Genomic DNA, 14,936 nt, shown 5'->3' on the forward strand with positions numbered 1-14,936 from the left:
TTCGACGGCACTTTGCGTCAGAAGCGGGTCGGGACACCGAGCAGGATCGTGCTCATGTCATTGTCGAGATGGTCGACGTCGATCTGGGGTCCGGCGCGCGGTCAGAACGTATCTTCCGCGCCGGTACCGACGGCGAAGCTGGACTGGGGGCGTTGTGCACCGTCGCGGTCGATGCCGGGTTCGGTGTCGGAGATCGCCTCACGCTGACCGCCATGGCCGAACGTGCCGTAAACGAGTGGCGTCGGGGGTGAGGATGTTGCCGGCCGTCAGAACGCCGCGGATGTCGTCGCGCGGTTTTTCGGAATAGCGGGCCATGTCTAAGCGAGCGACCGGACTGGCGCCACGAACTGTAAGGTCGCGATTTTTCAGGTGTATAGGCCGGTCATGTTTCGGGGCGACAGGCACGCAGTGCTGACCGATCGCACTAGCAACTTATCGATAAGAACCGGACCCGAAACAAAATCGGGGGGCAAATCGCCCCCCGGTTTCGGTTTTACTGGCCGCGGCCTGTCTTGGCCTGGAGCTCGTCGATCTTCTTCGAGGCGTCGGCCTTGGTGAGGCTGTCGTCAAATTCTTCGCCGGCTTCTTCGCTCAGCGTCTTGAGGTAGGACGCCTGTGCGCCGGTCATTGCCTCGTCGCCCGTGGTCCAGTCGGACGGGTCTTTTTCGGCGTTCGAGGTCGGATGGGTTTTCGGATTTTCGGTGGTCATGAGCATCCTTCCTGATGGCTGCGGGGAGAACGCCGATGTTCGCTTTGCGTTCCGGTTCGGCCCATGTGATTTATGATTATCGCAGCGCGGTTCGGTGGGGCCGCGGATGGGTCGAACGCCGCCTCCGGCCGGTTATTTCGATAACTTGTATCAATATTGCACTCTGGTTCGGCGGGTTCGGATACTCGTTGCCATGATTGTGCACGAAGAAGCACGGCGGTCGACGTTTCGTCGCGGAGGCGGGACGCGGCTTTTTCCAGGGGCGGGGTGCGGCAGGGTCGCTCCGGCAGGCGGCGATAGTGGGTGCGTTGCAGCGCGGTATGGCGAGTGCTAGGGGCGGCGGGACGCTGCCTGACGGCGGCGAGGGGACCTGCACGGCATCATGCGGATTTTGGTCGGTCGATGAGCGTTTCCGAAACCGGCGCTGCCGAAGTGAGCGTCGGGGGCGAACCCGCGCACGGCCATGGTGAGCAGGGCATCGCGAAGCTGGCGGTCGGTGCGATCGGCATCGTGTTCGGCGATATCGGGACGAGCCCGCTCTATGCGTTCCGCGAGACGTTCGCGGGGCACCATCCGCTGACGCCGGACCGGCTGCATGTGCTGGGCGTGCTGAGCCTGATCTTCTGGTCGATGATGCTGGTCGTCACGATCAAATATGTCAGCATCATCATGCGTGCCGACAACAAGGGCGAGGGCGGGAGCCTGGCGCTGCTGGCGCTGATCAACCGCAAGGGCGGCGGCAAGCGGCGCTGGACCAAGGGGATCGTGCTGCTCGGCGTGTTCGCGACCGCGTTGTTCTACGGCGACAGCATGATCACGCCGGCGATCTCCGTGCTGTCGGCGGTCGAGGGGCTGGCGGTGGTCGAGACCGCGTTCGCGCCGCTGGTGCTGCCGATCGCGATCACGATCCTGGTCGGGCTGTTCTTTATTCAATCGCGCGGGACCGCGAAGGTCGGGCTGCTGTTCGGGCCGATCATGCTCGTCTATTTCACGGTGCTGGCGGGGCTCGGACTGCTGCATATCGTGCAGACGCCGACGATCTTCGAGGCGCTGAACCCGCTGCATGCCGCGCGGTTCTTCTATGCCGAGGGCGTGACCGCGTTCCTGGCGATGGGGTCGGTCGTGCTGGCCGTGACGGGCGCGGAGGCGCTGTATGCGGACATGGGGCATTTCGGGCGCAACCCGATCCGCGTGTCCTGGATGTTCTTCGTGCTGCCGGCGCTGATGCTCAACTACCTTGGGCAGGGCGCGATGCTGCTGTCGTTGACGCCGAATGCCGCGCTGCAGGCGATCCACAATCCGTTCTTCCTGCTGGCGCCGGACAATTTCCGTCTGCCGCTGGTGATCCTTGCGACGTTGGCGACGGTGATTGCGAGCCAGGCGGTGATTTCCGGTGCGTTTTCGGTGACGCAGCAGGCGATCCAGCTGGGCTTCATCCCGCGGCTGCGCATCGTCCACACGAGCAGCCAGGCGGCGGGGCAGATCTATATCCCGGCGATCAACTGGGCGCTGATGGTGATGGTGATCCTGCTGGTGCTGACGTTCCGGTCGTCGAGCAACCTGGCGGCGGCGTACGGCATCGCGGTGACCGGGGCGATGCTGATCGACACCGCGCTCATCGCGATCGTGCTGTTCAGCCTGTGGAACTGGAACAAGCTGTGGGCCGGGTTCCTGGTGGCGATCTTCGCGATCATCGATGTGGCGTATTTCGGCGCGAACCTGACCAAGGTGCCCGATGGCGGGTGGTTCCCGCTGCTGATCGGGTTCATCGCGTTCACGCTGTTGACGACATGGGCACGCGGGCGGCAGCTGATGATCGACCGGATGCGCGAGTCGGCGATGCCGGTGCAGGTGTTCGTGAAGTCCGCGGCGAACAGTGCGACGCGCGTGGCCGGCACCGCCGTGTTCATGACATCGAGCGCGGAGGGCGTGCCGCATGCGTTGCTCCACAACCTGAAGCACAACAAGGTGCTGCACGAGCGGGTGATCCTGCTGACCGTCAAGATCGAGGACGTGCCCTATGTGATCACGAAGGCGCGGACGCAGATGGAGGATCTGGGGCAGGGGTTCTTCCGGCTGGTGCTGCGTTTCGGGTTCATGGAGGAACCCGACGTGCCGGGCGCGCTGAAGGATGTGGAGAGTTGCGGGAACGGGTTCCGCATGATGGACACGAGCTTCTTCCTTGCAAGGCAGACGCTGATCGCGTCGTCGCGGCCGGGGATGGCGATCTGGCGCGAGAAGTTGTTCGCGTGGATGCTGCGCAATGCGGAAAGCGCGATGGAGTTCTTCAAGCTGCCGACGAACCGCGTGGTCGAGCTGGGCAGCCAGGTCGAGATCTGATGATCGTGCGGCGGGAGTGCGGGGGTTGCGCGTAGCGATCCTGCTGGCCGCCGGAAGCTCGCGGCGGTTCGGGCGCGCGAACAAGCTGCTGGTGCGCACGGAGGGCCTGCGCCTGATCGACCGGACGCTGGCGATCGCGCGGTCCGCCCCCGTGGCGCGGGTGGTGGTGGTGACCGGGCCCGACCGGGCGCGGGTGATGCAGGCGGTGCGCGGGCCGCGGACGACGGTGGTCCATGCGCGCGATCATGATCGGGGGATGGGGGCGAGCCTTGCCGCTGGACTGGCGGCGTTGCGGCCGCGTGAGCGCGAGGTGGTGGTGATGCTGGGCGACATGCCGGCGGTGTCGGGGATGCTGGCCGCGCGGTTGTGGCGGGCGTTGCGGCCGGGGGATGCGGGGGTGCGGCCGGTATGGCGCGGGCGGCCGGGGCATCCGGTGGTGCTGCGCCTGCCGCTGGCGCGGATGCCGGCGGGCGATGCGGGTGCGGGGCGGGGAATGCGGTTGCGGACCGTGGCGGGGCCGCGCGGTTGCGTGCTGGACGTCGATACGCGCGCGATGCTGGCGCGGGCCGTAACCAAGCGCGGGGTGGCGCGTTAGGGCCGCTCCAGCAGGAGGGCAGCGTGGAAGACATAGCAGGGTGGATCGCGCCGATCGCGACGATGGTGGCGGCGATGATGACCGCGGCCAATCTGGGCACGCGGACGACGGGCTGGGGCTTCGTCGTGTTCACGGTGGGATCGATTTGCTGGATCATCGTGGCGGCGACGTCGGGGCAGGCGAACCTGCTGTGGTCGAATGGGTTCCTGACGCTGGTCAACGTCGTGGGCATCTGGCGCTGGCTGGGGCATCGCGCGCGGGTGGAGGACAGCGCCGCCGCAGCGGTCGCGCAGAGCCGCGCGGACGAGTCCGTGCCCGTGCTGTTCGCGGCGACCGCGATGCAGGGGCGGCCGGTGAGGGGGCAGGACGGGAGCGTCGTGGCGACCGCGGTGGAGGCGATGGCGGACTGCCGCGACGGGCGGATCCATTACCTGATCGTCAGTGTCGGCGGGTTGGCGGGCGTGGGCGAGACGCTGCATCACCTGCCGTGGACCGCGGTGACGGTGCATGACGATGCGCTGGCGACGGACCTGACCCCGGCGGATGCGCGCGGGCTGGCGGTGGCGGCATGACCGCGCCGCTGATCCTGTCGGCGTTGTTCGGGCCGGCGGACTTCGGGTATTTAGACGGGTTGCGGCGCGCGCATTTTCCGGCGGAGCGGAACGTGATCGCGGCGCATCTGACGATGTTCCATCACCTGCCGCCGTCGGTGGCGGACGAGCTGGAGCGGCGGGTGGCAGAGTTGTGTCGGGCGCCGGCACCGAAGGCGGTGCTGGCCGAGCCGATCAATCTGGGGCGCGGGGTCGCGTTGCGGGTGCGGAGCCCGGAGCTTGCCGAGATGCGGGCGGAGCTGGCCGAGGCGTTCGCGACGATGCTGACGCCGCAGGACGGGCAGGGCTGGCGCGCGCATGTGACGATCCAGAACAAGGTTCGGCCGGAGGAGGCGCGGGCGTTGCTGGCGGCGTTGCAGGCGGACTGGCGCGAGCGGCCGGTGGCGATCGTCGGGCTGGCGGGGTGGTGGTACCGCGACGGGCCCTGGGAGCTGGCGTTCAAGCGGAGTTTTCGGGGGGTTGGGTGGGGGTTTGGGTGGTAACGACTGACTGATAGCGTGGCGTCTGTGACCCTGGATCCCGGATCAAGTCCGGGACACCTTTGAGGGCGTTGCGCTTTGACTTGTCCGTTGCGCCTGTGGTGCTGTTGCCCCCACCCCAACCCCTCCCCTGAAGGAGAGGGGCTTCGTTTGCCTACGCCGTCTGGCTCAGTCGATCTGGCCGATGCCGGTGCAGCTGAGGTCGAAGGCGGCGAGGCCGGCGTCGAGGTAGCCGGCGAGCATGGGCATTTCCATGAGCTGGTCGGCCGGGGATTCGCCGCTGCGGTCGTTGGCTTCCTCGAGCGCCTCTTCCCATTCGGTCGCGTCGTAGGTGCCGCGGCCGACCCAGGCGAGCGCCAGGACTTCGGCGACCTGATCGTCGGCGAGGTCGTCGAGTGCGGCAGCCATCTCTTCTTCGATCACGGTGTTGGTTTCGTCTTCCATGACCGAAAATTCGTCGTCGGCGTCGAGCGGGTTCTCGTCCTCGTCGGCGGCGAGACCCGGGACCTGCGCCTCCATTTCGCGTGCGCGGATGATGAGGCGGCAGACCGTCTCGAGCGATACCGTGAGTTCCATTGCCGTCTCCTGTGAGCCTGTTGACCCCCCGAACGACACGCGCGGTCGCTGGTTCCGCGGCGTGCGCGCCGGCAATCGTTTGTCAGGAAAAGGAAATCGCAAAGCGGACTGGTAGCGAAGGAGGGACTTGAACCCCCGACCCCAGGATTATGATTCCCGTGCTCTAACCAGCTGAGCTACTTCGCCGTACTCGGCAGTCCGCTCTGCGATGGCGGGGCCTATAACAGCGCGGGCGGCGCGGTCAACCGGTTCCGCGGGACTTGACGTGGTCGGAAGGCTCGACGCGGGGCGTGCGGCCACGCTAACAGGCGGGTGCCCCCTGTCCGGAGACCGCCATGTCGCTTCGCGTGCCCATCGTCCTTGCCGCCCTCCTGTCCACGGCCGCAAGCGCGCAGACGGCTCCGGCCCCGGCCGCGACGCAGCCGCCGATGCTGACGCTGGACCGCGTGTTCATGAGCCCGTCGCTCAACGGGTCGGTGCCGCGCAGCCCGAAGCTGTCGCCGGACGGGAAGATGGCGACGTTGCTGCGGGCACGGGCGGACGACCGGGACCGGTATGATTTGTGGGCGGTGGACACGACGACGGGCCAGTCGCGGATGCTGGTCGACAGTGCGAAGGTCGGCAGCGGGGCGGAGATTTCCGAGGCGGAGAAGATGCGGCGCGAGCGGGCGCGGGTCGGCGGCACGCGCGGCATCGTCGATTATGACTGGGCACCGGACGGCAAGTCGATCCTGGTGCCGATCGACGGGGACCTGTACCTCGCCGGGCTGGACGGTGCGGTCCGCCGGCTGACCGCGACGCCGACGTCGGAAGTGGACGCGGCGGTGTCGACCGGCGGGCGCTATGTCAGTTTCGTGCGCGATCAGGATTTGTACGTCGTCGATACGGGATCGGGCGTCGAGCGGCGGCTGACCAGTGGCGGGGGCGGCACGGTGACGTGGGGTTCGGCCGAGTTCGTCGCGCAGGAGGAGATGGACCGCCACACCGGCCATTGGTGGGCCCCGAACGACGCGCGGATCGCGGTGGCGCGGGTGGACGAGAGCAAGGTGAAGGTGGTGACCCGCGCGTCGATCGGCGCGGAGGGGACGCGGCTGTACGAGCAGCGTTATCCGGCGGCCGGCACGCCCAATGCCGAGATCCAGCTGTATGTGATGGCGCCGGACGGGACCGGGCGGGTGAAGGTGGACCTGGGCAGCGACCCCGATTTCTACCTGGCGCGCGTCGACTGGTCGAAGGACGGCGGGTCGCTTTATGTGCAGCGCGAGAGCCGCGACCAGCACAAGCTGGACCTGCTGGAGGTGGACCCCGATACGGGCAAAGCGAAGCTGCTGTTCAGCGAGACGGCCAAGACCTGGATCAACCTGAACGACGGGCTGCATTCGCTGGCCGACGGCAGCCTGATCTGGATGTCGGAACGCAGCGGCTATGCGCATATCTATCGCTATGCGCTGGGCAAATGGTCGGCGCTGACCAAGGGCGACTGGGCGGTGAAGGACGTGGTCGGCGTGGATGAGGTGGCCGGCAAGGTCTATTTCCTCGCGAACCGCGACAGCCCGATCGAGCAGCAGCTCTACTCGGTCGACGTGATGAAGCCGAAGACGCCGGTGCAGCTGACCGAGGCGGGCTGGTTCAACGGCGCGACGATGGACAAGAGCGCGACCAAGGCGCTGGTGTTCCGATCGAACCCGACGCAGCCGCCGCAGGTGTATCTGGCCGATGCGGCCGGCACGCGCGTGGCGTGGATCGAGGAGAACCGGCTGGATGCGACGCACCCTTATGCGCCGTATCTGCCGCGCCACGTCGCGCCGGTGTTCGGCACGCTGAAGGCGAAGGACGGGACCGAGTTGCAGTACAAGCTGCTGTCGCCGCCGCGCGAACCGGGCAAGCGCTATCCGGTGTTCGTGCAGGTTTATGGCGGGCCGGGCGCGGGGCGGCAGGTGACGCGCAGCTGGGGCCCGGCGATCCAGCAATATCTGGTGGAGCGTGGGTGGATCGTGTTCTCGATCGACGGGCGCGGCACGCCGGACCGCGGGGCGGCGTTCGAGAACCAGATCTACAAGGCGATGGGGACGGTGGAGGTCGAGGACCAGCTGACCGGCGTCAACTGGCTGAAATCGCAGGTGTTCGTCGATCCGGGCAAGATCGCGGTCAATGGCTGGTCCTATGGCGGGTATATGGCGCTGAAGCTGCTGGAGAAGGCGCCGGGCGTGTTCGCGGCGGGCGTTTCGGGTGCGCCGGTGACGCGCTGGGGCCTGTACGACACGCATTATACCGAGCGCTACATGGGCAATCCGGTGACCGATCCGAAGCCTTATGCCGCATCCGACGCGCTGCCGTTCGCGACGCAGATCCGCGATCCCCTGCTGATGCTGCACGGCATGGCGGACGACAATGTGGTGTTCGAGAATTCGACGGCGTTCTACGCGAAGCTGCAGGAGGCCAAGCTGCCGTTCGAGATGATGGCGTATCCGGGCAAGACGCACGGCGTGTCGGGCGAGGGCGCGCAGACGCATGTCTGGCGGACGATCACCGATTTCCTGGAACGGCGCGTCGTGGGGGTGGAGCCGCCGGCCAAATAAGACGCAGTGGAGGGCGTCGGAGCCGCGCCATATCGCGGCTTGCCCTTGCCCTCCGTGGCGCTTACATTCGGGACATAATCAGGCCGCTCCCCACAGACGGGGGGCGGCCCTTTCTTTATCCGGAGTGTTTCATGTCCCAGCCCCTCATGCCCCATGCGACCGCGTCGTGGCTGGTCGACAACAGCGCGTTGAGTTTCGAACAGATCGCGGCGTTCTGCGGGCTGCATATCCTGGAGATCCAGGCGATCGCCGACGACATGGCCGCGACCAAGCTGACCGGGCGCGATCCGATCCGCGCGGGCGAGCTGAGCCAGGCGGAGATCGACAAGGGCCAGGCGGACCCGGCGTACCGGCTGGTGATGCTGAAGGGTCCGGAGCAGGTCCGCCGCACGAAGGGCCCGCGCTATACGCCGGTGTCCAAGCGGCAGGACAAGCCGGACGGCATCAGCTGGATCATCCGCAACCATCCGGAAGTGTCCGACGGCCAGATCGGAAAGCTGATCGGCACGACGCGCGACACGATTTCGAAGATCCGCGACCGCAGCCACTGGAACATCGCGAACATCACGCCGAAGGATCCGGTGACGCTGGGGCTCTGCTCGCAGCGCGAGTTGGACGCGCTGGTCGCCAAGGCGGCGAAGGCGGCGGGCATCGAAGCGCCGACCGACACGCGGCTGGACGGCGACCGCAGCGCGTTGATCGAGGAGCTGCGCGCCCAGCGCGAAGCCGCGGCGAACGCACCGGAAGGGGCCGCGCCGAACCTGTTGCCGGGCGGCATGGTCGATCCGTTCAAGCGTCGCGATTGATCGACGCGGCGGCGGTGCGGCGTCTGGCCGCGCGCCGCCACGCGAGCGAGCGGGCGTTGAGAGCGTGGAGGTCCGCGCCGGCCAGCACCAGATCGGCGAGCCGGACGGCCTCCGTCAAGACCGTGTCCGGCGCCTTCGCATAGGCCGGGCGGCCGGCGATATGATCGTACCAGCAACCGCCCACCGCATTGTCGAGCAGGATACGCTGAAAACAGTGGTCCGCCGACACTGGCCAGTCGCGCGCCGCCGCGGATCGTGGCAGGGTGCGCCGGGTCAGATCCAGCCAGCGCGCCTCCAGCAGCGCGCGGTCGTCAAGCGAGAGCGATGTCATCGAACGGAAACGCGCGGGTCCGAGGCCTGTTGCGGGTGGACTCATAGGGGAACGGCCAGGCGATGCGGCTCAGGATCGATGCGACTTTGGATTACCAGCTGCCGGAGCCCTATGACGTCCTGCTCGCGATCGAGGCGGCGCCGACCGCGGACCAGCGGCTGATCGAGGATGGGCTGATCGTGCAGGGCGCGGGGCCGCTGCGTACCGTGCCGGGCGAGGACGGGGTCGGGCGGCGCACGCTGATGCGCGCGTCGGGCGGGCGGTTGCTCGCGACCTATCACGGGGTTTTCGATGTCGAGCGGCCGGCGTCGCGGCTGTCGGGGCTGGGGAAGGCGGAGACGCGCGACCTGCCGGGCGACGTGCTGCCGTTCCTGTGGCCGAGCCGCTATTGCGAGAGCGACAAGTTCTTCGGCTTCGTCCACCGCGAGTTTTCGAGCGTCGAAGGCGGCGACAAGATTCTGGCGATGGCGGACTGGGTTCATCGCCACATCGATTACGTCATGGGGTCGAGCGACGGGACGACGACGGCGGTCGACTGCTTCGTCCACCGGGCGGGCGTTTGCCGCGATTTCGCGCATCTGATGGCGAGCCTGGCGCGCGCGGACGGGATCCCGGCGCGGGTGGTGTCGGCCTATGCCTGGGGGCTGGAGCCCGAGGATTTCCACGCGGTGGTCGAGGTGTGGCTCGATGGCGACTGGCACCTGGTGGATGCGACGCGGCTGGCCAAGACCGAGGGCATGGTGCGGACTGCTGTCGGGCGCGACGCGACGGATATCGCGTTCATGACGGTGTTCGGGAGCGCGCGGTTGAATTTTCAGGAAGTGCGGGTGACGCGGTTGGACTGAGGGTTTTTTGGTGCGCTCATTCTGTTTGGTTCGAGCTTGTCGAGAACTGCGCGGAGTTCTCGACAGGCTCGAACCGAACGGGTGGGGGGGGTGAGCTCTACGGCCTCAAGCGCTGGGCTTGGTTTGAGCTTGGCTTCTCGGCTTCGCTCGAAGGGTCCCTCGACTTCGCTCGGGATGAGCTGTTCCGCCGAGACCCCTACGAAGTCACCACCCGGATGTGGCGATAACGCGCTTCGACCAAGCTGTAGAGCCCGAAGCAGAAGAGCCCGGCGGCGACGATACCAAGCAGGATCGGGCCATAAGCCTGGTTCTGCAGTTCGGAGAGCGCCTGGCCCATACCGCCGGCGCGGGCGGCTTCGCTGGTCCAGGCGGCCATGATGAAGAACCAGCCGATGATGACGAACACGACGGCGCGGGCGGCATAGCCGAGCCGGCCGATGGTGCGGACGTGGCGCGGGGCGGGAGTGACGCCTTCGAGGTCCTTGAGGAAGCTGCTCTTGTACGCCTTCAGCGCCTGCGTGCCCGCGACGACGAAAAGCGCGACGCCGATCAGGCCGATCAGCAGCGTGCCGGCGGGCTGTTCGAGCAGCCAGCGGGTCCAGTCCTGCGCGCTTTCATCACCGGGGGCAGCGCCGCCTTCGACCGGGCGGCGGAGCGCGAGCTTGGCGGCGGTCCAGGCGAGCACGACGTGGGCGATGCCGCTGATCGCGTAGCCGAGCCGCTTGAAGGCGCCCTTCGCATCGGTGCCGACGCGTTCGGGGTCGAACGCCGCCTGCGTCAGCCGCCAGAAGGCGTAGCCGGCGAGGCCGAGCGTGATGACGCCGAGCAGGACGCGGCCGAACGGTTCGTCGATCAGGCTGGCCATCACCGCCTGATTGTCGTTCGGGCTGGCCCCGGTGCGGGCGGCGTCGATCGCGAACCAGCCGACCAGGATGTATACCAGCCCGCGTGCCGCGAAGCCGAGCCGTGCGAGCCAGTTAGCGCCCTGTTCCGTCATGATATTGTCCCCCCGGAATGTCGTTCCGGGGGTTTAATGGACGAGCGGCGTTCCCGTTCCTTGGCCGGTCAGTGTAATGCGGCGCGAACCGCGGGCAGCATGCGACGGACGACGACCGTCACGCCGCGCGCGTTCGGGTGCATGCCGTCCGCCTGGAGCAGCATGCGGTTGCCCGCCACGCCGTCGAGGAAGAACGGGTAGAGCGGCGCGCGGTACTTTCGCGCGAGCAGTGGGAAGATCGGTTCGAATGCCGCGGCATAGGGGCGGCCCATATTGGGGGCGGCGCGCATGCCGGCGACCAGCACCGGGATCTTGCGGCGGCTGAATTCCGCCAGGATCGCGTCGAGATTCGCGCGGGTCTGTGCGGGTTTCAGGCCGCGCAGCATGTCGTTCGCGCCGAGTTCGACGATGGCGAGATCGGGTTTCGCCTTCAGCCCACGCAGCACCCAGGCGAGCCGCGCGCGACCCGCGGCGGTCGTGTCGCCCGAGACGCCGGCATTGTAGACGCGCGCGGGCTTGCCGCTTGCGCGCAGCGCGGCCTCTAGCCGGGTGGGGAAGGCCTGTGCGGGGGAGAGGCCGTAGCCGGCGGTCAGGCTGTCGCCGAATGCCAGGACGAGCTTGTCCGCGGCGAGTGCGGGGGTGGCGAACAGCGCGAGTGCCGCCGCCGACAGCGCTTGGAGAAGCCGCGCGGCCCGTCCATAGGGAGTCGTCCTGCCAGTCATCGGGTATCCTTCACGCCATGCCGACCGACTCTATCGCGATCCGCGCGCGCAATGTCACCCTCGCGCTCGGCCGGGGGGCGGCGCGGGTGGAGATTTTGCGCGGCATCGACCTGGATATCGCGACCGGGGACAGCGTTGCGCTGCTCGGCGCGAGCGGGTCGGGCAAGTCGTCGCTGATGGCGGTGCTGTCCGGGCTGGAGCGTGCGACGAGCGGCGAGATCCTGGTTGCGGGCGCCGATTTCGGCAAACTGGACGAGGATGCGCTGGCGCTGGCCAGGCGGGGGCGGATCGGGATCGTGTTGCAGGCCTTCCACCTGTTGCCGACAATGACTGCGCTGGAGAATGTGGCGGTGCCGCTGGAGCTGGACGGGGTGGCGGAGCCGTTCGCCCTGGCGGAGGTGGAGCTGAAGGCGGTCGGGCTGGGGCACCGGATCGGCCATTATCCGGCGCAGCTGTCGGGCGGGGAGCAGCAGCGCGCGGCGATCGCGCGAGCGATCGTGTCGGGTCCGGCGATCCTGTTCGCGGACGAGCCGACGGGGAACCTGGACGAGGCGACGGGGGCGGCGGTGCTCGACCTGCTGTTCGCGCGGCGGGCGGAGACGGGGGCGACGTTGCTGATGATCACACATGATCGCGCGCTGGCGGAGCGGTGCGACCGGGTGCTGGAGATGCGCGACGGGCGGATCGTGAACGATCGGCGGACGGCGTGAGGGCTTTGTTGAACCACGCTTTGGTGTCCCCGCGTAGGCGGGGATCCAGTTCTGCTCCTTCGGGCCGTTGCAGTTGGGTTCAAGCTGGACCCCCGCGTCCGCGGGGGTACGGAGCGCTTCGGGTTTTGGGAGCCTCCGCATGAGGATCGCTTGGCGGTTGGCGTTGCGGGATTTGCGGGGCGGGCTCGTCGGGCTGCGACTTCTCGCCGTGTGCTTGTTCCTCGGTGTTGCAGCGATTGCCGGGGTCGGGTCGCTGTCTTCGGCGATCGTCGGTGAGTTGCGGTCGCAGGGGCGGGTGATCCTGGGGGGCGATCTGTCGCTGTCGCTGTCGCAGCGGCAGGCGACGGCGGCGGAGCGGGCGGGGATCGCGCGGTTGGGGCGCGTGGCGGAGAGTGCGTCGCTGCGCGCGATGGCGGCGCGGACCGACAATGCGGAGGCGGTGCTGGCCGAGCTGAAGGCGGTCGACGGGGCCTATCCGCTGTACGGGCGGCTGACCGTGGCGCCGGGTGCGCGGGCGGCGCGGCCGGGGGGCGGGCGCGTGCTGGTGGCGCCGGCGCTGGCCGAGCGGTTGCGCGTGGGTGTGGGCGATCGGGTGCGGCTGGGCGACGCGACACTGACGGTCGGCGGGATCATCGCGGAGGAGCCGGACCGGGTGGGCGATGGCTTCGTGCTCGGGCCGGCGGTGCTGATCGGCATGGCGGATCTGGCGCGGACCGGGCTGATTCAGCCGGGCAGCCTGTACAACTGGCGGTACAAGATCGCGATGCCGGCAGGCACGGATGCCACGGCGGCGGGCGTCGCGCTGAACCGCGCGTTTCCGGAGGCCGGGTGGCGGGTGCGCGACAGCAGCGACGGCGCGCCGAGCACGCGGCGCTTCATCGAGCGGATCGGGCAGTTCCTGACGCTGGTCGGGCTGACCGCGTTGCTGATCGCCGGGATCGGGGTGGGGAACGGGGTCGGCGCGTATCTCGACGGCAAGCGTCCGGGGATCGCGACGTTGAAGACGCTGGGGGCGTCGTCGGGGACGATTTTCCGCATTTACCTGATCCAGGTCGGGCTGGTGGCGCTCGCTTCGGTCGCGCTGGCGCTGGTGGCGGGAGCGCTGGTGCCGTCGCTGGTCGTGGCGCTGGCGGGCGCGGCGTTGCCGGTCGCGCCGGGCTTTGCGATCCAGTGGCGACCGTTGGCGCTGGCGGCGGTCTATGGGTTGCTCGTGACGTTCGCGTTTGCGCTGGCGCCGTTGGCGCGCGCGCGGGCGGTGGGGGCGGCGTCGCTGTTCCGCGGTGGCGTGGAGCGTGCGGGGCGGCCGCCCTGGCGGGTCGTGGTGGGTGTCGCTGCCGCGATCGGGACGGCGGCGGGACTGGCGGTCGGGACCGCGCGGGAGCCGTTGTTCGCGGCTGGGTTTCTCGGGGCGGCGGCGGTGTTGCTGGGGTTGCTCGCGCTGATCGGATGGGGTGTGCGGGCGGGGGCGGCACGGTTGCCGCGGTCGCGCCGGCCGTTGCTGCGGCTGGCGATCGCGAACCTGCATGCGCCGGCGGCGCAGACCGACCGGCTGGTGGTGGCGCTGGGCCTGGGGCTCAGCCTGTTCGCGACGCTGGCGGTGATCCAGACCAACCTGGGCGGGCAGATCCGCAGCACCGTGCCGGACCGCGCGCCGTCCTTCTTCATGCTCGACATTCCGTCGGCGGAGATCGACCGGTTCCGGAGCGTCGTGAGCGGGGCCGCGCCGGGCAGTACGTTGAGCGTCGTGCCGTCGCTGCGTGGGCCGGTGGTCGCGGTGAAGGGCGTTCGCGTGACCGAGATGAAGAATGTGCCGGAGGGCGCGTGGATCCTGCGCGGCGACCGCGGGCTGACCTTCGCGCAGGATTTGCCGGCGGGGAACCGCATCACCGAAGGCAAATGGTGGCCGCGCGATTATGCCGGGCCGCCCTTGGTGTCGATGGATGCGGCGGCGGGCAAGCTGCTGGGCCTGAAGGTGGGCGATGCGATCACGGTGTCGGCGCTGGGTGTCGAGGTGCCGGCGACGATCGCGTCGTTCCGCGAGATCAAGTGGGACAGCCTGGGGTTCAACTTCGTGCTGATCTTTTCGCCCGAGACGTTCGCGGGGGCGCCGTTCAACTATATGGCGACGCTGGATCTGGCGCCGGAACGCGAGGCGGCGCTGAACCGGGCGGTGGTGGGGGCGTTCCCGTCGGTCAGCCTGATCCGGGTGAAGGATGTGATCGAACAGGTCGGCACGCTGCTGGGGCAGCTTGCGACGGCAGTGGCGGCGGCGTCCGCGGTGGCGATCGCGGCGGGGATCGCGGTGCTGGTCGGGGCGATCACGGCGTCGCGTGCGGCGCGGGTTTATGATGCGGTGCTGCTGAAGACGCTGGGCGCGCGGCGGGTGCAGATCCTGGCGGTGCAGGCGATGGAATATGCGGTGCTGGCGCTGCTTGTGTCGGCAGTCGCGCTGGCGGTCGGCGCGGGGGCCGGGTGGTATGTGGTGGTGAAGGTGTTCCAGCTGGAATGGGGGCCGGACTGGTCCGTCGTGCTGGGGACGCTGGCGGGGGGTGTGGTGCTGATCCTCGCGATCGGGCTGGCGGGGGCGTTGCCGGCGCTTGCGGCGCGGCCGGCGCGGGCTTTGCGGGATATGTGAG

The 14,936-nt window shown here is 68.6% G+C and carries 15 protein-coding genes and 1 tRNA gene; 10 read left to right on the forward strand and 6 right to left on the reverse strand.

Features of this window, described 5'->3' with window-relative positions:
• The first annotated feature begins 68 nt into the window (after window positions 1-68).
• Complete coding sequence (locus ACFSGX_RS05080) at window positions 69-251, forward strand: hypothetical protein (RefSeq protein ID WP_380927945.1); 183 nt, start codon at window positions 69-71, stop codon at window positions 249-251.
• 242 nt (window positions 252-493) lie between these two features.
• Here the strand turns inward: ACFSGX_RS05080 and ACFSGX_RS05085 are convergent, their stop codons facing one another.
• Window positions 494-715 (reverse strand): DUF3072 domain-containing protein, encoded by a 222-nt coding sequence (locus ACFSGX_RS05085; protein WP_157175276.1) that lies wholly within the window; start codon window positions 713-715, stop codon window positions 494-496.
• A 396-nt stretch (window positions 716-1,111) separates the two neighbouring features.
• On the opposite strand from ACFSGX_RS05085, the gene ACFSGX_RS05090 reads away from it, so the two are divergent.
• From ACFSGX_RS05090 to ACFSGX_RS05105, 4 genes are read left to right on the forward strand one after another with little or no spacing between them, the layout of a single operon-like run.
• Window positions 1,112-3,049 carry a potassium transporter Kup gene (locus ACFSGX_RS05090; RefSeq protein ID WP_380927947.1) on the forward strand — a complete coding sequence of 646 codons (1,938 nt, stop codon included), beginning with the start codon at window positions 1,112-1,114 and terminating at the stop codon, window positions 3,047-3,049.
• A 25-nt stretch (window positions 3,050-3,074) separates the two neighbouring features.
• A complete protein-coding gene (locus ACFSGX_RS05095; RefSeq protein ID WP_380927949.1) occupies window positions 3,075-3,644 on the forward strand; it encodes a nucleotidyltransferase family protein in 570 nt (189 codons plus the stop codon).
• 23 nt (window positions 3,645-3,667) lie between these two features.
• On the forward strand, window positions 3,668-4,216 hold the full coding sequence (locus ACFSGX_RS05100) for a PRC-barrel domain-containing protein (protein ID WP_380927951.1): 549 nt from the start codon (window positions 3,668-3,670) through the stop codon (window positions 4,214-4,216).
• Window positions 4,213-4,737 (forward strand): 2'-5' RNA ligase family protein, encoded by a 525-nt coding sequence (locus ACFSGX_RS05105; RefSeq protein WP_380927953.1) that lies wholly within the window; start codon window positions 4,213-4,215, stop codon window positions 4,735-4,737. Before ACFSGX_RS05100 ends, ACFSGX_RS05105 begins: the two co-directional genes overlap by 4 nt.
• Window positions 4,738-4,902: 165 nt before the next feature.
• Here the strand turns inward: ACFSGX_RS05105 and ACFSGX_RS05110 are convergent, their stop codons facing one another.
• Window positions 4,903-5,310 (reverse strand): DUF3775 domain-containing protein, encoded by a 408-nt coding sequence (locus ACFSGX_RS05110; RefSeq protein ID WP_157175281.1) that lies wholly within the window; start codon window positions 5,308-5,310, stop codon window positions 4,903-4,905.
• 109 nt (window positions 5,311-5,419) lie between these two features.
• A tRNA-Met gene (locus tag ACFSGX_RS05115) sits at window positions 5,420-5,496 on the reverse strand.
• Window positions 5,497-5,645: 149 nt separating this feature from the next.
• On the opposite strand from ACFSGX_RS05115, the gene ACFSGX_RS05120 reads away from it, so the two are divergent.
• Window positions 5,646-7,889, forward strand: a complete 2,244-nt coding sequence (locus tag ACFSGX_RS05120) for a DPP IV N-terminal domain-containing protein (protein WP_380927955.1) — start codon at window positions 5,646-5,648, stop codon at window positions 7,887-7,889.
• A 131-nt stretch (window positions 7,890-8,020) separates the two neighbouring features.
• Window positions 8,021-8,695 carry a DUF1013 domain-containing protein gene (locus ACFSGX_RS05125; RefSeq protein WP_157175283.1) on the forward strand — a complete coding sequence of 225 codons (675 nt, stop codon included), beginning with the start codon at window positions 8,021-8,023 and terminating at the stop codon, window positions 8,693-8,695.
• Here the strand turns inward: ACFSGX_RS05125 and ACFSGX_RS05130 are convergent.
• Window positions 8,679-9,026: a GCN5-related N-acetyltransferase gene (locus tag ACFSGX_RS05130; protein WP_380927957.1), complete on the reverse strand. Its 348-nt coding sequence runs from the start codon at window positions 9,024-9,026 to the stop codon at window positions 8,679-8,681. The two genes, ACFSGX_RS05125 and ACFSGX_RS05130, sit on opposite strands and share 17 nt — an antisense overlap.
• A 62-nt stretch (window positions 9,027-9,088) precedes the next feature.
• On the opposite strand from ACFSGX_RS05130, the gene ACFSGX_RS05135 reads away from it, so the two are divergent.
• Window positions 9,089-9,871: a transglutaminase-like domain-containing protein gene (locus tag ACFSGX_RS05135; RefSeq protein WP_380927959.1), complete on the forward strand. Its 783-nt coding sequence runs from the start codon at window positions 9,089-9,091 to the stop codon at window positions 9,869-9,871.
• 196 nt (window positions 9,872-10,067) lie between these two features.
• On the opposite strand, the gene ACFSGX_RS05140 is transcribed toward ACFSGX_RS05135, so the two are convergent.
• A complete protein-coding gene (locus ACFSGX_RS05140; RefSeq protein ID WP_380927961.1) occupies window positions 10,068-10,868 on the reverse strand; it encodes a DUF1206 domain-containing protein in 801 nt (266 codons plus the stop codon).
• A 68-nt stretch (window positions 10,869-10,936) separates the two neighbouring features.
• Window positions 10,937-11,590 carry an arylesterase gene (locus ACFSGX_RS05145; RefSeq protein ID WP_380927963.1) on the reverse strand — a complete coding sequence of 218 codons (654 nt, stop codon included), beginning with the start codon at window positions 11,588-11,590 and terminating at the stop codon, window positions 10,937-10,939.
• A gap of 17 nt (window positions 11,591-11,607) precedes the next feature.
• On the opposite strand from ACFSGX_RS05145, the gene ACFSGX_RS05150 reads away from it, so the two are divergent.
• Window positions 11,608-12,300: an ABC transporter ATP-binding protein gene (locus ACFSGX_RS05150; RefSeq protein ID WP_380927965.1), complete on the forward strand. Its 693-nt coding sequence runs from the start codon at window positions 11,608-11,610 to the stop codon at window positions 12,298-12,300.
• Window positions 12,301-12,439: 139 nt separating this feature from the next.
• On the forward strand, window positions 12,440-14,935 hold the full coding sequence (locus ACFSGX_RS05155; RefSeq protein ID WP_380927967.1) for an ABC transporter permease: 2,496 nt from the start codon (window positions 12,440-12,442) through the stop codon (window positions 14,933-14,935).
• Window position 14,936: the final 1 nt, after the last annotated feature.

This window comes from Sphingomonas arantia (genome assembly GCF_042682045.1).
Lineage (GTDB): Bacteria > Pseudomonadota > Alphaproteobacteria > Sphingomonadales > Sphingomonadaceae > Sphingomonas_R > Sphingomonas_R arantia.

Coding starts and splice junctions, on each gene's coding strand:
- ACFSGX_RS05140 (WP_380927961.1), bottom strand. CDS start 10,868: ATGACGGAACAGGGCGCTAACTGGCTCGCACGGCTCGGCTTCGCGGCA.
- ACFSGX_RS05080 (WP_380927945.1), top strand. CDS start 69: ATGGTCGACGTCGATCTGGGGTCCGGCGCGCGGTCAGAACGTATCTTC.
- ACFSGX_RS05150 (WP_380927965.1), top strand. CDS start 11,608: ATGCCGACCGACTCTATCGCGATCCGCGCGCGCAATGTCACCCTCGCG.
- ACFSGX_RS05155 (WP_380927967.1), top strand. CDS start 12,440: ATGAGGATCGCTTGGCGGTTGGCGTTGCGGGATTTGCGGGGCGGGCTC.
- ACFSGX_RS05085 (WP_157175276.1), bottom strand. CDS start 715: ATGCTCATGACCACCGAAAATCCGAAAACCCATCCGACCTCGAACGCC.
- ACFSGX_RS05105 (WP_380927953.1), top strand. CDS start 4,213: ATGACCGCGCCGCTGATCCTGTCGGCGTTGTTCGGGCCGGCGGACTTC.
- ACFSGX_RS05130 (WP_380927957.1), bottom strand. CDS start 9,026: ATGACATCGCTCTCGCTTGACGACCGCGCGCTGCTGGAGGCGCGCTGG.
- ACFSGX_RS05090 (WP_380927947.1), top strand. CDS start 1,112: ATGAGCGTTTCCGAAACCGGCGCTGCCGAAGTGAGCGTCGGGGGCGAA.
- ACFSGX_RS05145 (WP_380927963.1), bottom strand. CDS start 11,590: ATGACTGGCAGGACGACTCCCTATGGACGGGCCGCGCGGCTTCTCCAA.
- ACFSGX_RS05110 (WP_157175281.1), bottom strand. CDS start 5,310: ATGGAACTCACGGTATCGCTCGAGACGGTCTGCCGCCTCATCATCCGC.
- ACFSGX_RS05120 (WP_380927955.1), top strand. CDS start 5,646: ATGTCGCTTCGCGTGCCCATCGTCCTTGCCGCCCTCCTGTCCACGGCC.
- ACFSGX_RS05125 (WP_157175283.1), top strand. CDS start 8,021: ATGTCCCAGCCCCTCATGCCCCATGCGACCGCGTCGTGGCTGGTCGAC.
- ACFSGX_RS05135 (WP_380927959.1), top strand. CDS start 9,089: ATGCGGCTCAGGATCGATGCGACTTTGGATTACCAGCTGCCGGAGCCC.